Below are 24,911 nucleotides of genomic sequence, written 5' to 3'. Positions count from 1 at the left end.
CTACTACTAAATTCTCCGCTTATTTAAGCCGTTTATTAGTATATAAAATTTTAAGACATATTGCAATACTTACGGCTATCTTATTAATATTTTCAAACTTTCAAATAACTTTAGCTAAAGGAGGGCTATTAAAAAAGTCCATGTTATCTGACTTTCTTGATAACCCCTTTGAATTTCTTCTTATTTAATAGTTATAATGATTCTCGCACTACCCTTTTATAATAACCGACTGAGAGAACAGCAAAAATAGCGTATAGTGCGATATAACAGCACATTGCTAGCCAAAGTGGTGTTGTTAACTCTGTACCAAATAAAAACCATCCTGACTTCACAGCAAAGTAACTATGCAATAAGCCAATCACTAATGGAACACCAAAATTAAAGGCTTGCTTCATATAAATACCTTTCATAATATCCTTTTCTGCAAAGCCAATCTTTCTTAAAATTGTATAGGAATCACGTTCTTCCTCTGCCTCGGACATTTGTTTAAAATATAGAATACTACCTGTCGTCATTAAGAAAGCTAAGCCTAAAAATGCTGTGATAAAAATTGTAAGTCCTAAAGATTCAATATTACCCTTACGTTGCATCTCATAGGAGGATTGTTTATATTCGTGCGTATCCCCTTCATTATCTACAATTGTTAAAATATCTGCACCTGTTTGCTGGTATAATTGCTCTGCTGCTGCTCTATCGCTTTCTGCTTGTAACGTAATTGTTGTTTGCTCATGCCAAGGATATAGCTCTGATTGTGTTGCAAGATGCTCAAACATTTTGTCTGTCACAACGAAGATTGGGCCACCACCCCCAGCTGTTATAATACCGCTAATAAGACTATGCTCCTGAATATCAACAATATGAAGAGTTTCCTTAAACTCCCCTGCTGATACATCAATATCTCGATCTTTCTCTAGCGGAAACATCTCTGCCATATAGCCACCATAGTTTGTTAGAATAGCATCATTACCTGATAATGAAGCTGTAGGAACCTTTTGCTGGTAATCAGAGAGTGGAATCGTATAAATAACGCCTTCCATTGTATATAAAGGATTGTCTTTTTGCTCTTCAGACATTAATTGACCTACAGTAGCTGACACACCTTGTAAACGGTAATCCACTGCACCATATGCAATATTATGTTGCTCTAACGCCTCTACAAATGCCTGACTGTTATTTTCCAGCAATACAAAATCACCCGGTACTTGACTATAAGCAGATGCCTCTGATGAATAGTAAGCAATATAGGACAAAGTTGTAATACCTAGAGATACACCTGTTAATACAGTAATAAGTGTTAATGATTTTGCATTGCTTTTCATACGATGCATAATTGGCGTTAATGCTAAGACATCCTGAACCGATAAATGTCCTTTTTTCTTTAAGCGAATTATGTTCATAATAAATGCTATAGAGAAACGGAAAACAAGGAAGGTTCCACCAATGGTCGTTGCTAAAATAATAAGCATGCTGACCAATAAATTACTAGTTGCTTCAATGTCAAATAGCTTAGTTGAGGCATAATAGCCGTAGCCAATTAAAATCAGTCCTAAAAACCCAATCACCATTTGTAACGGGCTAAAGCGTCTTACACGCTCATCAGCTTGTTTTGCAGCGCTAAATAATGATAACAATGAAACACGATGAATCATCCAAGCCATTTGGATAAGCACAATGATCAAAAGAACGGCAAATACAAGGATGGACTGCTGTAATGCCTGTGTACTAAATGCCATTGTGACAAGAGCTTCTTTTTCGAGTACACGTAATAAAATCATAGCAAATACGCGTGAGCTAAAGAAGCCTGCTAGCATACCTACTATAACAGCCCCAACGAATAATAATATATTTTCAATCGCCAATAAGCGTACAATCAATCCCTTTGTCATGCCAATTAATTGATATAAGCCGACCTCTTTACTGCGGCGCTTCATAAATAGGTGATTGGCATAGAGCACAAAGAATAGCACAATAAAGTATAAAATATACGTTGCTGCTTTAAAGCCTGCTGTAGCTGTTCCACTTATTTGAACAGCCTCCCATACTTCAGCATTATATTGCAATGTGACAAAGGAAAAATACAATGTAACACTAAAAATAAGTGCAAAAAAGTAGAGATAGTAATGCTTCATATTTTTCTTCATACTGCGTAGCACAAGTTTGCTAAGACTCATAGCCATCACCGCCTAGCACACTTTGCGTATGCATAATTTCCTGGAAGAATACTTGTCTTGTTTTATCGCCCTTATAAAGCTCACTATAAATCAAGCCATCTTTTAAAAATAGCACACGTGTACAGAAGCTAGCTGCTACAGCATCATGTGTAACCATCATAATTGTAGCTTCTTTTGTTTCATTGATGCTTTGTAAATTTTTTAAGAGTGCTGTAGCTGATTTAGAATCAAGCGCACCTGTAGGCTCATCTGCAAAGACAAGAGATGGATTTGTAATCAATGCACGAGCTGCTGATGTACGCTGCTTTTGACCACCTGATATTTCATTTGGGTATTTATTCAAAATTTCTGTAATACCGAGTAAGTGTGTTAGTTCTTTCACACGACTTTCTGCGATAGCTTTAGAAAGCTTACTAATAGCTAATGGTAAAAGAATATTTTCCTTAACTGTTAAAGTATCCAATAAATTATAATCTTGAAATATAAAGCCGAGTTGTTCTCGACGGAAATTTGCTAAGGCCTTCTCCTTCATGCCACGTAAGTTTTGCCCATTTATTTCAATAACGCCTTCTGTTGCAAAATCGATCGAGCATAAAACATTTAAAAGCGTTGTTTTCCCTGAGCCAGATGGTCCCATAATCCCTACAAATTCACCCTTATTTACTTCTACATCAATGCCCTTTAATACTTCTTGAGCTGTTGATTTTTTTCCATAAACCTTTTTTATTTTACGACCAATTAAAACTGTCAACTTGTAAACGCCCCTTTCTCTCTTTCAAGTGTACCCTGTTGTTACTAGTAATTCGTGCGTTTTACATGACAATATAAAAAGGTAGGTGACAATTTTGTCATCTACCTGTTAGTTTGGCGTATGCATTTTGTAGCGGAAAGCGTAATGTAAATAATGAGCCTTCCCCAACTTTTGATTGTACATGAATACGAATACCTAATTTTTGGGCTACATTATATGCTAAATAAAGACCCATACCTGTCGATTGTGTGGATTCTCTTCCAATTGTACCCGTATATGATTTTTGAAAAATACGAGGTAAGTCTTCTAAAGGAATACCTATGCCTATATCTTTGATATGCAATAATATCGCTTCTGTGGCATCCACTTCTGTCCATATTATTATTTCAGAATCTACTGGACTATACTTAATAGCATTGGAAAGAATTTGTCGAACAATAAATGCTAACCACTTACTATCTGTTAGAACAGTCTCTGTAAGCTCATCAACATCAAAGCCAACACCTTGTTCGATACACCAAGCCTGCATGGCTCGAATTTCCTTATAGATAATTGGCTTTAATTCAACCTCTGTTAAATAATTATCCTTTTCGATGGAGTGTAGTCGTGTTTGATGCAGCTGTTGGTCCACTAATAAGTGCAGCCTTAACCATTCATTTTCTAATTTTCGACGCAACTCTAAGTCTTCCACATGCTCTAGCATTAAATTAATAGCTGTTAAAGGGGCTTTTACTTCATGTACCCATGCCAGCAGCCCATCCGAATATTCCTGAAGCTGCACTTTCGCTTGATTTAACTCCACTTTCTTCTCATCAAAAATAGCTCCCATTTTCCGAAAATAAACTTCTTGAAAGGGGGACAAAGCTAGACGATTTTTATGAATCTCATCTAAATAACTCTCCATATTTCCCAGGAAATCTTTTAATTTCCCAACTTCAACAATATAACGCCATACAAAAAAGAATGTAAAACTAACCAGCAAACTAATATTTACATACCCAATAGAAATGCTCTCTAACCCTATATCTAAAGTAAATAATAGGTTCAATATTGCCAAGATAAAGGCAAAAAGGCCTAACCATGCTAACCGTTCTCGTATAAATAATAGTAGCAATTTTATTCACATCCCTTGGTTTACTGCTAGATAGCCAAGTCCCTTTTTTGTCTGAATCACTTCTTGTAAACCAATCTCCTCAAGCTTTGTGCGTAAGCGATTAACATTTACTGACAAAGTATTATCATTTACAAAACGTTCATCATCCCAAAGCTTTCTCATTAGCTCATCTCTCGATACTATTTGATTTGCCTTTTCCACTAAAATTCGCAAGATAAAGAGCTCATTTTTCGTTAACGAGGCAATGGCTCCATCATAGACAATCTCACTTCTTGCATAATCAATTACAGCATCGTTAAAGCGACTTATATCCATTTTCTCCTCAACATAATCGTATGTACGACGTAAAATAGCCTGTGTTTTAGCAAGCAGTACTTCCATATGAAAAGGTTTTTGTATAAAATCATCTGCCCCCATCTGCATAGCCATCACCATATCCATTGGGTGATCACGAGAGGATAGGAACAAGATTGGAACCTTTGAAAGATGACGAATTTCACGACACCAATGGAAGCCATCATAGGCAGGTAATTGAATATCAATAAGCACAAGATGAGGTTTTTCCTCTATAAAATCATCCATCACCTTTTGAAAATTTTTTGGACCGACTACTTGTAATGACCATTTTGCAAAGCGTTCTTGGATCATCTTAGAAATGGATGGATCATCTTCAATAAGTAAAATCTTCATCTCCATTTTCGAATCCCCTTTCTATTTAATAATGTATCCTAATATAACGTGCTAGCTATTATGTATATAAACATTCATTAACACCTTATAATTTCCCTTATTTTAACACAAAAAACAATCTGTAGTCGTCCCTACAGATGCTATAATAGGGTTAGATCTAATAAAGGAGGTTCCCACAATGGATATTCGACAGCTAGAATACTTTGCTGAAGTAGCAAAACAACTCAGCTTTACAAAAGCGGCTGCAATACTTCATGTATCACAGCCATCTATTAGTAAAGCTATTCAACAGTTAGAAGCAGAGCTAGATGTCCCACTATTTTATCGCTCCTCTAAGCAATTAGAATTAACAGATGCAGGACATGCTGTTCTCATTAATACTCAGCAGGTCCTAGAAGCATTTAAAAATATACGTTCAGAGCTAACAGATTTAATGGAACTCAAAAAGGGAAAAATTCGTATTGGTATTCCCCCTATTGTTGGTGCTGAGTTCTTTTCAAAGCTCGTTAGTCAATACAAAGAACATTATCCATATGTGGAAATTGTGCTAACAGAGGTTGGTACAAAAAAGATTAGAGAAGGTGTTGAATCAGGAGACCTTGATATTGGACTTATTTGTAATTTGTGTGTGGTAAATGATTACGTAGAAGTCATTAGTATTTTAAAAGATCCGCTCATGCTAATTGTCCATCATGAACATCCACTTGCTCGGAAAGAGACAGTCGATATGATTGATTTACAGCATGAAATGTTTGTTCTTTATCGCAAAGATTTCACACTCTATGACCGTATTATTGAAGAGTGCTCCAAAAATGGTTTTTTTCCAAATATCGCTTGTGAGTCCACGCAGAAGGATTTAATGATTGAAATGGTAGCTGCTAAGCTCGGTATCGCTCTTTTACCAAAAAGGATTTGTGATAAAATCCAATATAATACAATAAAGGCTATTCCATTTAAAGAAGAAAACATTTATCTGGAGCTTGGTATGACATGGAAAAAAAATAAGTATCTCTCTTATGCTGTACGTGAATTTATTGCGCTTGCCTATGACTTTATTCCACATTAACAAACCTATAGATTATTTATGCCAAGAAGAAATGTATGTATATACGTGCTTTTATAACTGCCAATGCTTCTAAAAACAGCTTAACCATCTGGCACCAATAGACGATCGATACCAGATGGCTAGCTTAATCTTTGTTAAATTTGTTTTTGCTTATTTAGAGACTTTTATACATTTATTTTTGCATTATATTTTGCTTTTGCTTCTAAACGCTTTTTGTGTAAGATTGGCTCTGTATAACCACTTGGCTGCTCATAACCCTTAAACACTAAATCACATGCTGCTTGGAATGCCACAGATTCATTTAGATTGGAGGACATTGGTCGGTATTCAGCATCGCCAGCATTTTGACCATCTACTACTTTTGCCATACGCTCCATTGTTTCACGCACCTGCTCCTCTGTGCAAATCCCATGATGCAACCAGTTTGCTACATGTTGACTAGAAATACGTAGTGTTGCACGATCTTCCATTAGACCAATATCATTAATATCTGGTACCTTCGAACACCCTACGCCCTGCTCTACCCAACGTACTACATAGCCTAAAATACCTTGTGCATTATTATCTAGTTCCTGTTGAATTTCCTCAGCACTCCAATTTGTTTCTGCTGCTAATGGGATTTCAAGTATACCGTCTTGTAAATCCTCTGAGCTAGAAATGCCCTTTTGCACTTCCTTTACATCGACTTGATGATAGTGTGTGGCATGTAAAGTTGCAGCAGTTGGTGAAGGAACCCAAGCCGTATTAGCACCGGCTTTTGGATGACCAATTTTTTGCTCTAGCATTGCTGCCATTAAATCTGGCATTGCCCACATACCTTTTCCAATTTGCGCACGTCCCTGTAATCCTGTATTTAAGCCTACGACTACATTGGATTTTTCATAAGCTGTTAGCCATGTAGACGACTTCATTTCACCCTTACGAATCATAGGACCTGCTTCCATTGATGTATGAATTTCATCGCCTGTACGATCAAGGAATCCAGTATTAATAAAGACAATACGATCTTTTACTTCCTTTATACATGCTTTTAAGTTTAACGATGTACGACGCTCCTCATCCATAACACCGATTTTCAATGTGAAACGTTCTAAATCCAATAAATCTTCGATACGGCCAAATAGTTTATTGACAAACGCTACTTCTTGTGAGCCATGCATTTTTGGCTTAACAATATAAATGGAGCCTTTTTGTGAGTTTTTGTATTGACCATTACCAAGCAGTTCATGCTTTGCAATTAAGCTCGTCATAACACCATCCATAATTCCCTCTGGTACCTCATGACCATCCTTATCTAAAATTGCTGGGTTTGTCATTAAATGCCCTACGTTTCGTACAAACATTAACGAGCGTCCCGCAAGTGTTAGGGTATTGCCATCAGCATCTTTATATATGCGATCTGGATTCAGTGTACGTGTCATTGTTTTACTGCCTTTTTCAAATGTCGCTGCTAAATCGCCTTTCATTAAACCAAGCCAATTCGTATAGACTTCCACTTTATCTTCTGCATCTACAGCCGCAACAGAGTCTTCACAGTCCATAATAGTAGTCACGGCTGACTCTAAAACAACATCCTTCACGCCTGCTGCATCATCCTTACCAATTGCATGATTACGATCAATTTGAATTTCAATATGAAGACCATTATTTTTTAGTAAAATAGCGCTCGGTGCATCTGCCTCTCCTTGATAGCCAGCAAATTTATTAGTTTCAATAAGTGTTACTTCATCATTGTTTAGCAATGTTGCCACCAATTGACCATTTACAATGGCATATTTGGCTACATCTGTATGAGAAGCGTTTGTTAACGGAACAGCTTTATCTAAAAATTCTCGTGCATAAGCAATCACTTTCGCACCGCGTACGGGATTATAGCCTTTTCCTACTTCTGCTCCATCTTCTTCACTAATGGCATCTGTACCATATAAAGCATCGTATAGACTTCCCCAACGGGCATTCGCTGCATTAATGGCATAACGTGCATTATTTACTGGCACTACTAGCTGTGGTCCAGCTTGGACAGCAACTGCTTCATCAACATTTTCAGTAGTTACACTAAAGTCTTCTACTTTTGGCTCTAAATAACCAATTTCCTCTAAAAATGATTTATACGCAGCAAAATCAAATTCATGATCTTTATGCCATTGGTTAATTGTCTCTTGCAGCTCATCACGACGAGCAAGTAATGCCTTATTTTCAGGTGTAAGTTCCTCAATCAACTGTTCAAAGCCTGTCCAAAATGCTTGTTGTCCAACACCACTTTCAGGAAGCGCTTGCGTATTAATAAAATCAAAAAGAATGGATGCCACTTGCAGTTTTCCTACTTGAACATAATTTGACATAAATATATAGTCCCCCTTGTTATGAAGAGTGTTCTACTCCTCTTTCCGTTATGTTTATTATAATAGGAAACCTTTGCATAAATAAAATATATATTTAGAATATTCATTATTCTATTTAGCTATATTGAATAAATCCTATTCATTTAGGCTTTAAAGAATAGGGCAGCATACAAAAAACCAATCTGTAGGCGTCCCTACAGATTGGTTTAAGAAAATTAGCAAAAGCTAAAATTATTTTTGGATAGAAGAAACTACGCCAGCGCCTACAGTACGGCCACCCTCACGGATAGAGAATTTAGTACCTTCTTCAAGAGCGATTGGAGCGATAAGTTCAACTGTCATTTCGATGTTATCACCAGGCATTACCATTTCAACGCCTTCTGGTAAGTTACAGATACCTGTTACATCAGTTGTACGGAAGTAGAACTGAGGACGGTAGTTAGAGAAGAATGGAGTATGACGGCCACCCTCTTCTTTTGATAAAACGTAAACTTCAGCTTTGAAGTTAGTGTGTGGAGTAATTGAACCTGGTTTAGCTAATACTTGACCACGTTGGATTTCTTCACGAGCAACACCACGTAGTAAAGCACCAATGTTATCACCAGCTTCAGCATAGTCTAATAATTTACGGAACATTTCTACACCAGTTACAGTAGTAGATTTAGCTTCTTCAGCGATACCGATGATTTCAACTACGTCACCAACTTTAACTTGACCACGTTCAACACGGCCAGTTGCAACTGTACCACGACCAGTGATAGAGAATACGTCCTCTACTGGCATCATGAATGGTTTGTCAGTTTGACGTTCTGGAGTTGGGATGTAAGAATCTACAGCGTCCATTAATTCAACGATTTTTTCTTCCCATTCTGGTTCACCTTCAAGAGCTTTAAGAGCAGAACCTTTAATTACAGGAATATCGTCACCTGGGAAGTCATATTCAGATAGTAGGTCACGGATTTCCATTTCTACTAATTCTAATAATTCTTCGTCATCAACCATATCACATTTGTTCATAAATACTACTAAGTATGGAACACCTACTTGACGAGATAAAAGGATATGCTCACGAGTTTGTGGCATTGGACCATCAGCAGCAGATACTACTAAGATACCGCCATCCATTTGTGCAGCACCAGTGATCATGTTTTTAACATAGTCAGCATGTCCTGGGCAGTCAACGTGTGCATAGTGACGAGTTTCAGTTTCATACTCTACGTGAGAAGTATTGATTGTGATACCACGCTCTTTTTCTTCTGGCGCGTTGTCGATATCAGCGTAAGATTTAGCTGTACCACCCATTTTTTTAGAAAGAACTGTAGCGATTGCAGCAGTTAAAGTAGTTTTACCATGGTCAACGTGTCCGATTGTACCAATGTTAGCATGCGTTTTAGAACGGTCAAATTTTTCTTTAGCCATTAGAGATTGCCTCCTCAAAATTATATGTTTATTTTTTAATTTATAGTATGAATGCTGATAGAGAACGGGCCCTTTCCCTATCCTGCAATCATAGCTTACAGATTAGTTATACTTGATGCAAGATGAAATTTCAATTATTCACCTTTATTTTTTTTGATGATCTCTTCAGAAATTGATTTTGGTACTTCTTCATAATGATCGAATACCATTGAGAATACACCACGACCTTGCGTTGCAGAACGTAAAGTTGTTGCATATCCAAACATTTCTGAAAGTGGAACCATTGCACGAACAACTTGAGCGTTACCGCGAGCTTCCATACCTTCTACGCGTCCACGGCGAGAAGTGATGTTACCCATGATATCACCAAGGTATTCTTCAGGAATTACAACTTCAACTTTCATCATTGGTTCAAGTAAAACTGGGTTACATTTAGAAACCGCGTTTTTAAGAGCCATAGATGCAGCGATTTTGAATGCCATTTCGTTAGAGTCAACATCATGGTAAGAACCATCGAATAATCTCGCTTTGATGTCGATTAATGGGTAACCAGCAAGTACACCGTTTTGTAGAGAGTCTTTAAGACCAGCTTCTACAGCAGGAATGTATTCACGTGGAACTACACCACCAACGATAGCATTTTCAAATTCGAAGCCTTTTCCTTCTTCGTTTGGAGAGAATTCAATCCAAACGTGACCAAATTGACCACGACCACCTGATTGGCGAACGAATTTACCTTCAACTTGAGCAGAGCCGCGGAATGTCTCACGGTAAGATACCTGTGGAGCACCAACGTTAGCTTCTACTTTGAATTCACGGCGCATACGATCAACTAAGATATCAAGGTGAAGCTCACCCATACCTGAGATGATTGTTTGACCAGTTTCTTGGTCTGTATGTGCACGGAATGTTGGATCTTCTTCTTGTAGTTTTTGTAAAGCTTGACCCATTTTATCTTGGTCTGCTTTCGATTTTGGTTCTACAGAAAGAGAGATAACTGGTTCTGGGAATTCCATAGATTCAAGAATAACTAAGTTTTTCTCGTCACATAATGTATCACCAGTTGTAGTATCTTTAAGACCTACAGCTGCAGCGATATCCCCTGCGAACACTTGAGAGATCTCTTCACGAGAGTTAGCGTGCATTTGTAGGATACGACCTACACGCTCACGTTTACCCTTTGTAGAGTTCTGAACGTATGAACCTGATTGTAAAATACCAGAGTACACACGGAAGAATGTTAATTTACCAACGAATGGGTCTGTCATAACTTTGAATGCAAGAGCTGAGAATGGCTCTTCATCAGAAGAATGACGAATAACTTCTTCATCTGAATCTGCTAATGTACCTTTAATAGCAGGTACATCTGTTGGAGCTGGAAGGTAATCGATTACTGCATCAAGCATTTTACGAACACCTTTGTGTTTGAATGCTGTACCACAAAGAACAGGGTAGAATTCTACCGCAATTGTTGCTTTACGGATTGCTGCTTTCAGCTCTTCCTTTGTAATCTCTTCACCAGCAAAGTATTTTTCCATGATATCTTCATTAATTTCAGCAATTGCTTCAATTAATTTTTCACGGTATTCTTCTGCTTGTGCTTGATGTTCTTCAGGAATTGCTTCACCTTCACGTAATGCTGTACCTTCTTCGTTATCGTAGTAAGTAACATTCATTTCGATTAAGTCAATGATTCCTTTGAACTCATCTTCAGCACCGATTGGTAATTGAATTGGATGTGCATTTGCTTGTAAACGCTCATGTAAAGTGCCTACAGAGTATAGGAAGTCTGCACCCATTTTATCCATTTTGTTAATGAATACGATACGTGGAACACCGTAAGTAGTAGCTTGACGCCATACAGTTTCAGTTTGTGGCTCAACACCTGATTGAGCATCAAGAACTGTTACTGCACCATCAAGTACACGTAAAGAACGTTCAACTTCTACAGTGAAGTCTACGTGTCCAGGAGTATCGATGATGTTAACACGATGGCCGTTCCATTGAGCTGTTGTTGCAGCAGAAGTGATTGTAATACCACGCTCTTGCTCTTGCTCCATCCAGTCCATTTGAGAAGCGCCTTCATGAGTTTCACCGATTTTGTGAATCTTACCTGTGTAATAAAGGATACGCTCAGTTGTTGTTGTTTTACCAGCATCAATATGAGCCATGATCCCAATATTACGAGTATTCTCTAGTGAGAATTCGCGTTTCATTAGGTATTTCTCCTTCCATATTGGGCTTATGCGATGTTTAGATTACCAACGGTAGTGAGCGAATGCTTTGTTCGCTTCTGCCATTTTGTGCATATCTTCACGTTTCTTAACTGATGCACCAGTATTGTTAGAAGCATCAAGAATTTCGTTAGCTAAGCGCTCTTCCATTGTTTTTTCACCACGAAGACGAGCATAGTTAACTAGGTAACGAAGACCTAAAGTTGTACGACGTTCTGGGCGTACTTCAACTGGTACTTGGTAGTTAGAACCACCAACACGGCGAGCACGTACTTCAAGAACTGGCATTACGTTATTTAGAGCAGCTTCGAATACTTCAATTGGATTTTCACCAGAACGTTCTTTTACTAATTCGAACGCACCGTATAAAATCTTTTGAGAAGTACCTCTTTTACCATCAACCATCATTTTATTGATTAAACGAGTTACTAGTTTTGAATTATAAATTGGATCTGGTAACACGTCACGTTTGGAAACAGGACCTTTACGAGGCATGTGTTTTCCTCCTTTCAAATAGTTATCTTTTTAAAATCAGATTATTTTTTTTCTTTAGGGCGTTTTGTTCCGTATAGAGAACGTGATTGCATACGACCGTTTACACCAGCAGTATCAAGAGCACCACGAACGATATGGTAACGAACACCCGGTAAGTCTTTTACACGACCGCCACGGATAAGAACAACACTGTGCTCTTGTAAGTTGTGGCCTTCACCAGGAATGTACGCTGTAACCTCGATTTGGTTAGTTAAACGTACACGAGCGTATTTACGTAACGCTGAGTTTGGTTTTTTAGGCGTCATTGTACCTACACGAGTACAAACACCACGTTTTTGAGGAGATTTAACATCAGTTAAAGATTTTTTAAATGAGTTATATCCTTTGTTTAACGCTGGTGAATTTGATTTCGTGATTTTAGATTTACGAGGCTTACGTACCAATTGGTTAATTGTAGGCATCGATTTTTCCTCCCTTCATTCCTTCTTTTTTAATACCACACATCCAGGTGGTTCATTTTTTGGGTAAAAACAAAGTCTTTGTGCTTTTTACACAAAAACTACTCTACAGTAATCGCAACTACTGCAGCTCCAACATGGATTCCACAGGCTTTGCCCAGCTCTTTTTTTGACTCAACAAGAATAACTGGTATACCGATTTCTCTCGCGAAAGATATGGCCGAATCGGTTACCCAATTGTCTGCATCAAGTGCCACAAAAAGTTCTTTCACTGAACCAGCTCGCATTGCTTTTACTGTTTGCTTTGTACCTATGATTGTTTGACTAGCCCTTACTTTATCATAAGACATTCACATATCCTCCGAAGTACAGACAGTTAACTATCAACCTTCAATATATTATCATTACCTATTTACACTGTCAACTATTATCTTGAAAAAGTCCGAAGAAATGCGTAAAACACATTTCTTCGGCCCTATTTTAATGATTATTCAGCAGAAAGAACTTCCGCGTCAAGCTCATCTTTTTCGATACGGATTTGACGATAACGTTGCATACCCGTACCTGCTGGAACAAGCTTACCAATAATTACGTTCTCTTTTAAGCCAAGAAGCTCATCACGTTTACCCTTAATTGCTGCATCTGTTAACACACGTGTTGTTTCTTGGAACGATGCTGCCGATAAGAATGATTCTGTTTCAAGAGAAGCTTTTGTAATACCTAGGATCACAGGACGACAAGTTGCAGGGTTTTTGCCATTCATCACAGCATCTGCATTTGCCTCTGAGAATTGGTGAATATCTAATAATGAACCTGGTAGTAACTCTGTATCACCGGCTTCAATTACACGCACTTTACGAAGCATTTGGCGAACCATTACCTCAATATGTTTATCCCCAATTTCTACCCCTTGCATACGGTATACTTTTTGAACCTCTTTTAATAAATATTCTTGAACAGTTGAAACGTCTTTGACTTTTAACAATTGTTTTGGATCAATAGAACCCTCTGTTAACACTTGACCACGCTCTACATTATCACCTTCGATAACTTTCAAACGTGCATTATAAGGTGCTTGATACTTACGAGTTTCTACGTCACCTTGAACTGTAATTTCTTTTAAACCTTCACGGATTTCAGTGATATCTGAAACTGTACCAGCGATTTCTGAAATAACCGATTGACCTTTTGGATTACGTGCTTCAAAGATCTCTTGGATACGTGGAAGACCTTGTGTAATATCATCTCCGGCAACCCCACCTGTATGGAATGTACGCATTGTTAATTGTGTACCTGGTTCTCCGATTGATTGAGCCGCAATAATACCAACTGCCTCCCCAACCTCAACCTTTTCACCTGTTGCCAAGTTCATGCCGTAACATTTTTTACATACGCCATGTTTTGTATTACATGTAAATGCTGAACGGATTGTCACTTCTTCGATACCAGCTTCAATAATTGCACGAGCGATATCTTGGTCGATTAAACCGTCTTTTGCAAGAATAACTTCACCAGTTTCAGGGTGGAAGATTGTTTTCTTCGTATGACGGCCAACAATACGTTCATCTAAAGCCTCGATTAGTTCTGTACCTTCCATTAACGCACCAATTGTTAAACCACGGTCAGTTCCACAATCATCTTCACGCACAATAACATCCTGTGCAACGTCAACAAGACGACGTGTTAAGTAACCTGAATCGGCTGTTTTTAGGGCTGTATCGGCAAGACCTTTACGAGCACCATGCGTAGAGATAAAGTATTCTAATACTGTTAAACCTTCACGGAATGAAGATTTAATTGGAAGTTCGATAATACGACCAGCCGGGTTGGCCATCAAACCACGCATACCTGCTAACTGCGTAAAGTTAGATGCGTTACCACGGGCACCTGAGTCAGACATCATGAAAATTGGATTCGTTTTCTCAAGTGACTTCATCAGCTTCGCTTGAATTTCATCTTTCGCAGCACTCCAGCTTGAGATAACACGATCATAACGCTCATCCTCTGTGATGAAACCACGACGGAATTGCGCTTGCACTTTATCCACTTTTTCTTGAGCTTCTGCTAAAATTTCACCTTTATCAGGTAATACCACGATATCAGATACACCTACTGTGATACCTGCACGTGTTGAATATTTGAAACCTAGGTTTTTCATGCGATCAAGCATTTTAGATGTTTCCGTAATATGGTAACGTTTAAACACTTCAGCAATGATATTCCCTAAGAATTTTTTACGGAATGGATTCACAACAGGTACTGATGCAAAATATTTACGCAGTACAGCCGAACGTTGTGCAGCAATCTTCCCTTTTTCATCGAGACTGTTATAAGCGCTATCTGTTTCAAGCTCCTTCAGCGTTTCTTCATCAATTGTTAACTTAGCAAAGTATTTATCTGGTGTTGCTTGCTCTAAGTTAAAGTCAGTTGGCTCGTTAATATATGGGAATGATTTTGGCAAGATTTCGTTAAAGATCACTTTACCAACAGTTGTTAATAGGAACATATTATTTTGTTCCTCCGTGAATGTTGGGTTATTTAACGAACCTGCTTTAATTGCAATACGTGTATGCAAATGTACATGACCTGTATCATAAGCAATTAACACTTCATTTGGACCATAGAAAACAGAACCTTCACCACGAGCATCTTCACGCTCAAGTGTTAGGTAGTAGTTTCCTAATACCATATCTTGAGATGGTGTTACAACAGGTTTACCATCCTTTGGATTCAGGATGTTTTGTGCAGCAAGCATTAGAAGACGAGCTTCTGCTTGAGCTTCTGCTGATAATGGTACGTGAACCGCCATTTGGTCACCATCGAAGTCAGCATTGTAGGCTGTACATACTAATGGATGAAGACGAATAGCACGCCCTTCAACAAGGGTTGGTTCAAATGCTTGAATACCAAGACGGTGAAGCGTTGGTGCACGGTTTAGTAATACTGGATGCTCGCGGATAACATCTTCTAAAACGTCCCATACGTCGTTGTTTAAACGCTCGATTTTACGTTTAGCAGATTTAATGTTATGAGCAAGACCACGTTCTACTAACTCTTTCATAACGAATGGCTTGAATAATTCGATAGCCATTTCTTTTGGTAAACCACATTGATACATTTTTAAATTAGGTCCTACTACGATAACGGAACGACCAGAGTAGTCAACACGTTTACCGAGTAAGTTTTGACGGAAACGACCTTGTTTACCTTTCAACATATGTGAAAGCGATTTTAATGGGCGGTTACCAGGACCTGTTACAGGGCGTCCGCGACGACCATTATCGATTAATGCGTCAACAGCTTCTTGTAACATACGTTTTTCGTTTTGTACGATGATGCTTGGAGCACCTAAATCTAATAAACGTTTTAAACGGTTATTACGGTTGATTACACGACGGTATAAATCGTTTAAGTCAGATGTAGCAAAACGGCCACCATCTAATTGCACCATGGGACGAAGCTCTGGTGGAATAACTGGTAGTACATCTAAAATCATCCATTCAGGTGAGTTACCTGAGTTACGGAATGATTCTACAACTTCTAAACGTTTGATAGCACGTGTACGTCTTTGACCTTGTGCAGATTTCAATTCTTCTTTTAAAGATTGTGTTTCATCTTCTAAGTCAATTTTGTTTAGTAATTTTTTAATAGCTTCCGCACCCATAGATGCTTCAAATGTGTTACCGAATTTTTCACGGTACGCACGGTACTCTTTTTCAGAAAGCAATTGTTTACTTTCTAAATTAGTAGCACCTGCATCAATCACAACATAAGAAGCAAAATAGATCACTTCTTCTAAAGCACGTGGAGACATATCTAAAATAAGACCCATACGGCTTGGAATACCTTTGAAGTACCAAATATGAGAAACTGGTGCTGCTAATTCAATGTGTCCCATACGTTCACGACGTACTTTCGCACGTGTTACTTCAACGCCACAACGATCACAAACTACGCCTTTATAACGTACACGCTTATATTTACCACAATGACATTCCCAGTCCTTTGTTGGACCAAAAATACGCTCACAGAATAAACCATCTTTTTCTGGTTTTAATGTACGATAGTTAATTGTTTCAGGTTTTTTTACTTCACCGTATGACCAAGAACGAATCTTGTCAGGTGATGCTAAACCAATTTTCATATATTCAAATTCATTAACGTCTATCAAGGAGCCTACCTCCCTTTAGTATAGGTCTTTATAAAGACTCTTTTACGCAGCTCGATAATCGTTTGCAAAGAACGTTCTTCTTTAACAAATGATTAAAAATAGAATAGTTTATTAAAAGAAAAAGCCAGGCAGGGCGTTAAATCCTGCCCGGCTAGTTTGAAAAATAAGTTTTGCCATATTCACAACCGTGAACCTTGGTTATCCATTATTCAAAAGACTCTACTGGCTCTTCTTCTGTATCTGGCTGTGGTGCAATATTAAGTGCATCAGCAGGTTGAAGATCATCTTCTTCATCTAAATCACGAAGCTCTACCTCTTCATCATTAACTGTTAACATCTTAACATCCATACCAAGCGATTGAAGTTCTTTAATCAATACTTTAAATGACTCAGGAACACCTGGCTCTGGTACACTTTCACCTTTAACAATGGCTTCATATGTTTTCACACGACCAACAACGTCATCGGATTTAACTGTTAAGATTTCTTGAAGTGTATAAGCAGCACCATATGCTTCAAGTGCCCATACCTCCATCTCACCAAAGCGTTGCCCACCGAATTGCGCTTTACCACCAAGTGGCTGTTGCGTAACAAGTGAGTAAGGACCCGTAGAACGTGCATGGAGCTTATCATCAACCATGTGTGCAAGTTTGATCATATACATGACACCTACAGATACACGGTTATCAAACGGTTCACCAGAACGTCCATCATACAGGATTGTTTTCCCGTCACGGTTCATCCCTGCTTCTTCCATTGTCTCCCAAACGTCTTCTTCATTAGCACCATCAAATACTGGTGTTGCCATATGAACGCCTAGGTAACGAGAAGCCATACCTAAGTGTAACTCTAAAACTTGTCCGATATTCATACGAGAAGGTACACCAAGTGGATTTAACATAATATCAACAGGCGTGCCATCTGGCATAAACGGCATATCCTCTTCTGGTAAGATACGAGAGATAACCCCTTTGTTACCATGACGTCCGGCCATTTTGTCCCCAACACGAATTTTACGTTTTTGAACAATGTAAGCACGAACTAATTGGTTCACACCTGGTGGTAATTCATCGCCATCTTCACGGTTAAATACTTTCACATCAAGAATAATACCGCCAGCACCGTGTGGTACACGTAATGACGTATCACGAACCTCACGAGCCTTTTCACCGAAGATTGCATGTAATAAGCGTTCTTCAGCAGTTAGTTCTGTAACTCCTTTAGGTGTTACTTTCCCTACAAGAATATCCCCGTCACGTACTTCCGCACCAATACGGATGATACCACGTTCATCTAGGTTACGAAGTGCATCTTCTCCGACGTTTGGAATATCACGAGTGATTTCTTCAGGCCCAAGCTTTGTATCACGAGACTCTGATTCATATTCTTCAATATGAACAGATGTATAGACATCGTCTTTTACAAGGCGCTCACTCATAATAACAGCATCCTCATAGTTAAAGCCGTTCCAAGTCATGAATGCAACCAGTACGTTACGTCCAAGAGCTAGTTCGCCTTTTTCCATTGATGGACCATCTGCTAAAATGTCACGAGGCTTCACACGTTCGCCTACTTTTACAAGTGGACGTTGGTTGTATGAAGTACCTTGGTTAGAACGAATGAACTTCTGTAATTTATATTTTGTTAAATCGCCTTTAACCTCTTTGCCGTCTACAACTTCAATACGGCGAACATGGATAGAGCGAGCTTCAACATGTTCAACAATACCATCATATTTCGCTACTACAGCCGCGCCTGAATCACGTGCATCCACATGCTCCATACCCGTACCAACAAATGGTGCTTCTGGGTTAAGAAGTGGAACTGCTTGACGTTGCATGTTGGCACCCATAAGTGCACGGTTCGAGTCATCATTTTCTAAGAACGGAATACACGCTGTCGCTGCTGAAACAACTTGTTTAGGAGATACATCCATGTAGTCCATTTGTGCTTTATTGAAGACAGTGTTATCCCCACGGAAACGACCTACTACTTCATCATTAGCAAAAGTACCATCTGGATTTAACGGTGAATTTGCTTGTGCTACATAGTAGTTATCTTCTTCATCGGCTGTTAAATAATCAATCTGATCTGTTACTTTGCCAGTTTCATGATCAATACGACGATAAGGTGTCTCAATGAAACCAAATTTATTTACTTTGGCAAATGAAGATAAAGAGTTGATTAAACCAATGTTTGGACCCTCTGGTGTCTCGATTGGACACATACGACCATAGTGAGAGTAGTGAACGTCACGTACTTCGAAACCAGCACGTTCACGTGTTAAACCACCAGGTCCTAAGGCAGATAGACGACGCTTATGTGTTAACTCTGCTAACGGGTTTGTTTGGTCCATGAATTGTGATAATTGGGAGCTTCCGAAAAACTCTTTAATTGACGCAATCACAGGACGAATATTAATTAATTGTTGTGGCACAATAGAAGCCGTATCGTTAATGGACATACGTTCACGTACTACACGTTCCATACGAGATAGCCCGATACGGAATTGGTTTTGTAGTAACTCACCAACAGAACGCAAACGACGGTTACCTAAATGGTCGATATCATCCGTTGACCCTACACGGTAAAGGAGGTTGAAGAAATAGCTTACTGAAGCTAAAACATCAGCAGGCGTAATATTCTTTACTTCTTCTTCAATGTACGCATTACCAATAATATTAATTTCCTTTTGTGCTTCATCATTCGGTGCATAAATTTTAATAGATTGGATAGTGACATCATCCTCAAGCACTCCACCAACCTGTGATAAAGTACGGTAACCAATACCTTTTGACGCATCTTCAAGGTAAGGTAAAATTTTATCTAAAGTACGGCGGTCAAGCACTGTACCTTTTTCTACTAAAATTTCGCCTGTTTCTGGATCTACAAGCGTTTCAGCAATCGTTTGGTTGAATAAGCGATTTTTGATATGAAGCTTTTTATTCATTTTGTAGCGACCAACATTCGCTAAATCATAACGTTTAGCATCGAAGAAACGAGAGTATAATAAACTCTTCGCACTTTCTACTGTTGGTGGCTCCCCTGGACGTAAACGTTCGTAGATTTCCAAAAGTGCTTTTTCTGTACTTTCAGAGTTATCCTTCTCTAACGTATTACGTAAATATTCATTATCACCAATAATATCGATAATTTCTTGGTCTGAGCCGAAGCCTAACGCACGTAGTAACACTGTTACAGGTAGTTTACGCGTACGATCAATACGTACGTATACTACATCCTTAGCATCCGTTTCATACTCTAGCCATGCACCACGGTTTGGAATAACTGTAGCACCAAAACCTTTTTTACCGTTTTTATCAGTTTTATCATGGAAATATACACTTGGTGAACGAACTAATTGTGAAACGATAACGCGTTCAGCACCATTGATAATGAACGTCCCTGTTTCTGTCATTAACGGGAAATCACCCATAAAGACATCTTGTTCTTTCACTTCGTCTGTTTCTTTGTTGTAAAGACGTACTTTCACACGTAATGGAGCTGCGTAAGTAACATCTCGCTCTTTACATTCATCAACATCATATTTAGGCTCTCCTAATGAATAATCGATGAATTCTAATGAAAGATTACCTGTAAAGTCCTCGATCGGTGAAATGTCACGGAACATTTCACGTAAACCTTCTTCAAGGAACCACTCGTAAGACGCCGTTTGAATCTCAATCAGATTTGGAAGCTCAAGCACCTCTTTAATACGCGCAAAGCTTCTACGCTGGCGGTGTTGTCCGTACTGAACTAGTTGACCTGTCAACTCATTCACCCCTCAATAAAGCGATATTAGGTCTTTGCAAAATCATACAAATAGTGTATGATTTCGAAAGACAAAAAGAAAACGAGTCTTCAAAAAGATCTCATTTTCGGTTAACTAAACTTATCTTGGCAAGTATACCCATATTAAATCATTTTTATACAAAAGGGCATACGACCTCAAAATAATATTTTTGCATTTTACCATACTATCATAGCCGTATTGTCAAGTCAATAAATTATACATATTTCATTTATTTTTTTGCCCGTACTATCCAGTATCCTTTTTTCTTCTCTACAACATCGACTTCTGAAAATTTTTCTTCTAAGTAATTTACTGTTGATGGTGCTCCTTGCTTCTTCTGAATAACTACCCAAAGCTCACCAGATGATACTAATTGATCATAGGCTCCATCATAAAAACGGAAAATTGTTTCCTTCCCTGCACGAATTGGCGGATTCGTTAAGATAGCTGCAGCTTTTACAGCTTTATCAGCCATCGATAGGCCGTCACTCACAAATATTCGCACATTTTGAACACCGTTTACTTGCGCATTTTTTTGTGAAAGCGCAACTGCACGTTCATTTATATCCATCATAAAAACGGTACGGTCTGGATTTGCTTTGGCAATCGATAACCCTATCGGTCCATATCCACAACCTACATCAAAAATTGCACCATCAATATCCGGCATTTGAAAAGCGTCTATTAAAACACGGGATCCAAAATCTACTTCGCTTTTACTAAATACACCTGAATCCGTTTCAAAGGAAAACGTATGCCCTAGTAACTTGAATGTCCAGTGACGAGGTTTACTCTCAGTTTGAGGCTTATTTGTATAATAATGATCCGACATTTTCACGCCTCCTCAGAATGAAGAAAAAAGCTCGCCAAAATGACGAGCTTTCCTTTTGTTAAAAAAGTAATGGTGAGATTACTTAACTTCTACAGATGCGCCAACTTCTTCAAGTTTAGCTTTGATTTCTTCAGCTTCATCTTTAGAAATACCTTCTTTAAGAGCTTTAGGAGCGTTATCTACAACTTCTTTAGCTTCTTTAAGGCCTAAACCAGTGATTTCACGAACCACTTTGATTACTTTAATTTTTTCTGCACCAGCAGCTGCTAATACTACGTCGAATTCTGTTTTTTCTTCAGCTGCAGCAGCACCACCAGCAACTACTGCTACAGGAGCAGCAGCTGTTACACCGAATTCTTCTTCGATAGCTTTTACTAAATCGTTTAATTCAAGAACTGTCATAGCTTTGATAGCTTCTAAGATTTGCTCTTTATTCATTATAATTTCCTCCTAAGTTGGATAATGTTTTATTTTTGTGGGCTATGCCACAGAAGCGTTAGTGCGAATTAAATTACGCGCCTTGTTCTTCTTTTTGTTCTGCAACAGCTTTTGTTGCAAGTGCGAAGTTACGCACTGGAGCCTGAAGTACAGATAAAAGCATAGAAAGTAGACCTTCGCGTGATGGAAGTTCTGCAAGTGCTTTAACATCTTCAACAGAAGCAACTGTACCTTCAATAATACCAGCTTTAATTTCTAAAGCGTCGTTTTTCTTAGCGAACTCGTTGATGATTTTAGCAGGCGCTACAACATCTTCATTTGAGAACGCAATTGCGTTAGGACCAACTAATACTTCATTGATTCCTTCGAGACCAGCAGCTTCAGTAGCACGACGAGTTAAAGTGTTTTTGTAAACTTTGAACTCAACGCCAGCTTCACGAAGTTGTTTACGAAGCTCAGTTACTTGTGCAACATTAAGACCACGGTAATCCACAACTACTACAGAAGAAGCGTTTTGGAATTTCTCAGTAATCTCTTGAACTTGTACTTGTTTGTTTTCGATTGCTTTGCTCATGATGACACCTCCTATTAGAATGGGTCATTTATACCGACAAAAGAAAAGCCCCTGAGTCAAATAGACACAGAGGCTGAAAGTCATCATCTTTAAAATAAGAATCTGAATTCCGATGTCCTCGGTAGGAACATTAAGTGACAAGTCACTCCTACTGTCTACGGTACAAATGGATAATTCACAACAGCGATTATATTATCATATATAACCACTGTAGTCAATACATATATATAAATTATTTTACTACTACGTTAGAAGCGTCAACTTTTACAGCTGGGCCCATTGTAGTTGTAATATTTACAGATTTCATGTAAGTACCTTTAGCTGCTGCAGGTTTTGCTTTTTGTACTACATCAAAAACAGCTAAGAAGTTTTCTACTAATTTTTCTGCCGGGAAAGAAACTTTACCGATAGGAGCATGAATAATACCAGCTTTATCAGCGCGGTATTCTACTTTACCAGCTTTGATTTCTTCGATAGCTTTTGTTACATCAAAAGTAACTGTACCAGTTTTAGGGTTTGGCATTAAACCTTTAGGCCCTAATACACGACCAAGCTTACCAACTTCACCCATCATGTCAGGAGTTGCTACGATTACATCGAAGTCAAACCAACCTTGTTGGATTTTTTGGATGTACTCTGCATCGCCTACATAATCAGCACCAGCTGCTTCTGCTTCTTTAAGTTTTTCACCTTTTGCGAATACTAATACACGTTGAGTTTTACCAGTACCGTTTGGTAGCACGACTGCACCACGGATTTGTTGGTCGTTTTTACGAGTATCAATACCTAAACGGAAAGCAACTTCTACAGTAGCATCGAAGTTTACTGTGCTAGTTTTTTGAGCAAGTTCGATTGCTTCCTGTGCGTTGTATAGTGCGTTACGATCAATTAATTTTGCTGCATCTTGCAGTTTTTTACCTTTTTTAGCCATTATATAATTCCTCCTTGATTGTGGTTATAACGGATTTTACCTCCCACGAATAAAGGTTGCGTGTTCACAGAGAAACTTCGCAACCTTCCAAAAAACAATACATCAAGTAATTGGTATTAGTCTTCGATAACAATACCCATGCTACGCGCAGTACCCTCAACCATTAACATAGCAGCTTCTACTGAAGCAGCGTTAAGGTCTGGCATTTTAGTTTCAGCGATTTCGCGAACTTTGTCACGCTTAACCGTTGCCACTTTTTTACGGTTTGGTTCACCAGATCCAGATTGGATACCAGCTGCTACTTTAAGTAGTACTGCTGCAGGTGGAGTTTTTGTAATAAAAGTGAAAGAACGGTCCTCGAATACTGAAATTTCAACTGGAATAATAAGACCAGCTTGATCAGCAGTACGTGCATTAAATTCTTTACAGAATCCCATGATATTCACACCTGCTTGACCTAATGCAGGACCAACCGGTGGAGCTGGGTTAGCTTTACCAGCAGGGATTTGAAGTTTTACAACTTTAATAACTTTTTTAGCCACGAGACACACCTCCTTAAGTCCGTGATGTGGTAATTGGGTTGCCCCTCCCACTCAATATCTGTCTGTCAGCTAGTGCCGATAACATTAAAATTATCATTACAGACGTCAAAATAAAGTATGACAGTCTGACCTATGAAATGATACCACTTTTAAATTCTTTAAGCAAGTAGTAATTAACAAAATCTGCGAAATATCTACCACTTGGCAAATCATGATTCTGTTACTAGAACTATAATTTTTGAACTTGTTCAAAGTTTAGCTCCATAATCGTTTCGCGGCCAAACATATCAACCGTCACTTTTATTTTGCCTTTTTCTGTGTCAATTTCTTCAACGCGCCCTTGGAAATGAGCAAATGGTCCTTCTAATACTTCTACTGCTTCACCAACAGTAATGTCCACTTCTACAACTTTGTCAGTCATACCCATTTGTTGCAGTAGACGATCTGCTTCTTCTGGTAATAAAGGTGTTGGTTTTGCTCCTCCACCAGATGAACCAATAAAGCCTGTCACACCAGGCGTATTGCGGACAACATACCAAGAGTCATCTGTCATGATTAACTCTACTAACACATAACCAGGGAAAACTTTACGCATCATTGTACGTTTTTTCCCATCCTTCATTTCTGTTTCCTCGTGTTCAGGAACAATCACACGGAAGATTTTATCTTGCATACCCATTGTTTCTACACGTTTCTCTAGGTTTGCTTTTACACGGTTTTCATACCCTGAATACGTATGAACAACATACCAATTTTTCTCCATAACTACTAGGACTCCTCGTCCGTCCCTCCCTTACAAATAAAAGTGAAAATGAATCGCGATATGCTAACCTAAGCACGCCCTCACTCTTTTCCACAAATATCTCATTCGATTAAATACCGCCCCTGTT

At 38.6% G+C, this 24,911-nt stretch carries 19 protein-coding genes and 1 other annotated feature; of the genes, 1 reads left to right on the top strand and 18 read right to left on the bottom strand.

Features of this window, described 5'->3' with window-relative positions; genetic code table 11:
- Window positions 1-191 precede the first annotated feature (191 nt).
- The 4 genes from ADM90_RS23305 to ADM90_RS23290 all read right to left on the bottom strand — a co-directional run bounded on the left by ADM90_RS23305 (window position 192) and on the right by ADM90_RS23290 (window position 4,732).
- Window positions 192-2,171: an FtsX-like permease family protein gene (locus tag ADM90_RS23305; RefSeq protein WP_053997233.1), complete on the bottom strand. Its 1,980-nt coding sequence runs from the start codon at window positions 2,169-2,171 to the stop codon at window positions 192-194.
- The gene (locus tag ADM90_RS23300; protein ID WP_053997232.1) at window positions 2,161-2,922 is read right to left on the bottom strand and encodes an ABC transporter ATP-binding protein; all 762 of its coding nucleotides are present in this window, start codon (window positions 2,920-2,922) and stop codon (window positions 2,161-2,163) included. The genes ADM90_RS23305 and ADM90_RS23300 overlap by 11 nt, the downstream gene beginning before the upstream one ends.
- A 97-nt stretch (window positions 2,923-3,019) precedes the next feature.
- Window positions 3,020-4,036, bottom strand: a complete 1,017-nt coding sequence (locus ADM90_RS23295; RefSeq protein WP_053997231.1) for a sensor histidine kinase — start codon at window positions 4,034-4,036, stop codon at window positions 3,020-3,022.
- 6 nt (window positions 4,037-4,042) lie between these two features.
- A complete protein-coding gene (locus tag ADM90_RS23290; protein WP_083448665.1) occupies window positions 4,043-4,732 on the bottom strand; it encodes a response regulator transcription factor in 690 nt (229 codons plus the stop codon).
- Window positions 4,733-4,904: 172 nt separating this feature from the next.
- On the opposite strand from ADM90_RS23290, the gene ADM90_RS23285 reads away from it, so the two are divergent.
- On the top strand, window positions 4,905-5,792 hold the full coding sequence (locus ADM90_RS23285; RefSeq protein WP_053997230.1) for a LysR family transcriptional regulator: 888 nt from the start codon (window positions 4,905-4,907) through the stop codon (window positions 5,790-5,792).
- A gap of 164 nt (window positions 5,793-5,956) precedes the next feature.
- Here the strand turns inward: ADM90_RS23285 and ADM90_RS23280 are convergent, their stop codons facing one another.
- The 14 genes from ADM90_RS23280 to nusG all read right to left on the bottom strand — a co-directional run bounded on the left by ADM90_RS23280 (window position 5,957) and on the right by nusG (window position 24,784).
- A complete protein-coding gene (locus ADM90_RS23280) occupies window positions 5,957-8,134 on the bottom strand; it encodes a malate synthase G (protein WP_053997229.1) in 2,178 nt (725 codons plus the stop codon).
- A 231-nt stretch (window positions 8,135-8,365) separates the two neighbouring features.
- On the bottom strand, window positions 8,366-9,553 hold the full coding sequence (gene tuf / locus ADM90_RS23275; RefSeq protein ID WP_053997228.1) for an elongation factor Tu: 1,188 nt from the start codon (window positions 9,551-9,553) through the stop codon (window positions 8,366-8,368).
- Window positions 9,554-9,687: 134 nt separating this feature from the next.
- The gene (gene fusA / locus ADM90_RS23270; RefSeq protein ID WP_053997227.1) at window positions 9,688-11,769 is read right to left on the bottom strand and encodes an elongation factor G; all 2,082 of its coding nucleotides are present in this window, start codon (window positions 11,767-11,769) and stop codon (window positions 9,688-9,690) included.
- Between the two features lie 42 nt (window positions 11,770-11,811).
- Window positions 11,812-12,282, bottom strand: a complete 471-nt coding sequence (rpsG, locus tag ADM90_RS23265) for a 30S ribosomal protein S7 (protein WP_053997226.1) — start codon at window positions 12,280-12,282, stop codon at window positions 11,812-11,814.
- Between the two features lie 41 nt (window positions 12,283-12,323).
- Window positions 12,324-12,743 carry a 30S ribosomal protein S12 gene (gene rpsL, locus ADM90_RS23260; RefSeq protein ID WP_004233609.1) on the bottom strand — a complete coding sequence of 140 codons (420 nt, stop codon included), beginning with the start codon at window positions 12,741-12,743 and terminating at the stop codon, window positions 12,324-12,326.
- A 98-nt stretch (window positions 12,744-12,841) separates the two neighbouring features.
- Window positions 12,842-13,090 (bottom strand): ribosomal L7Ae/L30e/S12e/Gadd45 family protein, encoded by a 249-nt coding sequence (locus ADM90_RS23255; RefSeq protein WP_053997225.1) that lies wholly within the window; start codon window positions 13,088-13,090, stop codon window positions 12,842-12,844.
- A 137-nt stretch (window positions 13,091-13,227) separates the two neighbouring features.
- Window positions 13,228-16,911, bottom strand: a complete 3,684-nt coding sequence (gene rpoC, locus ADM90_RS23250; RefSeq protein ID WP_053997224.1) for a DNA-directed RNA polymerase subunit beta' — start codon at window positions 16,909-16,911, stop codon at window positions 13,228-13,230.
- 205 nt (window positions 16,912-17,116) lie between these two features.
- Entirely contained in the window at window positions 17,117-20,692 is a 3,576-nt protein-coding gene (gene rpoB / locus ADM90_RS23245; protein ID WP_200908588.1) for a DNA-directed RNA polymerase subunit beta, read from the bottom strand.
- Between the two features lie 241 nt (window positions 20,693-20,933).
- Complete coding sequence (locus ADM90_RS23240) at window positions 20,934-21,536, bottom strand: class I SAM-dependent methyltransferase (protein WP_053997222.1); 603 nt, start codon at window positions 21,534-21,536, stop codon at window positions 20,934-20,936.
- A 78-nt stretch (window positions 21,537-21,614) separates the two neighbouring features.
- The gene (rplL, locus tag ADM90_RS23235; protein ID WP_053997221.1) at window positions 21,615-21,974 is read right to left on the bottom strand and encodes a 50S ribosomal protein L7/L12; all 360 of its coding nucleotides are present in this window, start codon (window positions 21,972-21,974) and stop codon (window positions 21,615-21,617) included.
- Window positions 21,975-22,047: 73 nt separating this feature from the next.
- Entirely contained in the window at window positions 22,048-22,548 is a 501-nt protein-coding gene (rplJ, locus tag ADM90_RS23230; protein ID WP_053997220.1) for a 50S ribosomal protein L10, read from the bottom strand.
- A gap of 32 nt (window positions 22,549-22,580) precedes the next feature.
- Window positions 22,581-22,727 (bottom strand) — a sequence feature (ribosomal protein L10 leader region).
- Between the two features lie 53 nt (window positions 22,728-22,780).
- Window positions 22,781-23,479, bottom strand: a complete 699-nt coding sequence (rplA, locus tag ADM90_RS23225) for a 50S ribosomal protein L1 (protein ID WP_053997219.1) — start codon at window positions 23,477-23,479, stop codon at window positions 22,781-22,783.
- 116 nt (window positions 23,480-23,595) lie between these two features.
- Window positions 23,596-24,021, bottom strand: a complete 426-nt coding sequence (gene rplK / locus ADM90_RS23220) for a 50S ribosomal protein L11 (protein ID WP_004233593.1) — start codon at window positions 24,019-24,021, stop codon at window positions 23,596-23,598.
- A gap of 229 nt (window positions 24,022-24,250) precedes the next feature.
- Window positions 24,251-24,784, bottom strand: coding sequence for a transcription termination/antitermination protein NusG (nusG, locus tag ADM90_RS23215; RefSeq protein ID WP_053997218.1), 534 nt, complete (start codon window positions 24,782-24,784; stop codon window positions 24,251-24,253).
- Between the last annotated feature and the right edge of the window lie 127 nt (window positions 24,785-24,911).

The sequence above is a fragment of the Lysinibacillus macroides genome, assembly GCF_001281525.1.
Lineage (GTDB): Bacteria > Bacillota > Bacilli > Bacillales_A > Planococcaceae > Lysinibacillus > Lysinibacillus macroides.
Note: the sequence above shows the minus strand (reverse complement) of the source record. Positions and strands in the feature narration are given on the sequence as shown.

Coding starts and splice junctions, on each gene's coding strand:
- ADM90_RS23305 (WP_053997233.1), bottom strand. CDS start 2,171: ATGAGTCTTAGCAAACTTGTGCTACGCAGTATGAAGAAAAATATGAAG.
- ADM90_RS23290 (WP_083448665.1), bottom strand. CDS start 4,732: ATGGAGATGAAGATTTTACTTATTGAAGATGATCCATCCATTTCTAAG.
- ADM90_RS23285 (WP_053997230.1), top strand. CDS start 4,905: ATGGATATTCGACAGCTAGAATACTTTGCTGAAGTAGCAAAACAACTC.
- ADM90_RS23280 (WP_053997229.1), bottom strand. CDS start 8,134: ATGTCAAATTATGTTCAAGTAGGAAAACTGCAAGTGGCATCCATTCTT.
- tuf (WP_053997228.1), bottom strand. CDS start 9,553: ATGGCTAAAGAAAAATTTGACCGTTCTAAAACGCATGCTAACATTGGT.
- fusA (WP_053997227.1), bottom strand. CDS start 11,769: ATGAAACGCGAATTCTCACTAGAGAATACTCGTAATATTGGGATCATG.
- rpsG (WP_053997226.1), bottom strand. CDS start 12,282: ATGCCTCGTAAAGGTCCTGTTTCCAAACGTGACGTGTTACCAGATCCA.
- rpsL (WP_004233609.1), bottom strand. CDS start 12,743: ATGCCTACAATTAACCAATTGGTACGTAAGCCTCGTAAATCTAAAATC.
- ADM90_RS23255 (WP_053997225.1), bottom strand. CDS start 13,090: ATGTCTTATGATAAAGTAAGGGCTAGTCAAACAATCATAGGTACAAAG.
- ADM90_RS23240 (WP_053997222.1), bottom strand. CDS start 21,536: ATGTCGGATCATTATTATACAAATAAGCCTCAAACTGAGAGTAAACCT.
- rplL (WP_053997221.1), bottom strand. CDS start 21,974: ATGAATAAAGAGCAAATCTTAGAAGCTATCAAAGCTATGACAGTTCTT.
- rplJ (WP_053997220.1), bottom strand. CDS start 22,548: ATGAGCAAAGCAATCGAAAACAAACAAGTACAAGTTCAAGAGATTACT.
- rplA (WP_053997219.1), bottom strand. CDS start 23,479: ATGGCTAAAAAAGGTAAAAAACTGCAAGATGCAGCAAAATTAATTGAT.
- nusG (WP_053997218.1), bottom strand. CDS start 24,784: ATGGAGAAAAATTGGTATGTTGTTCATACGTATTCAGGGTATGAAAAC.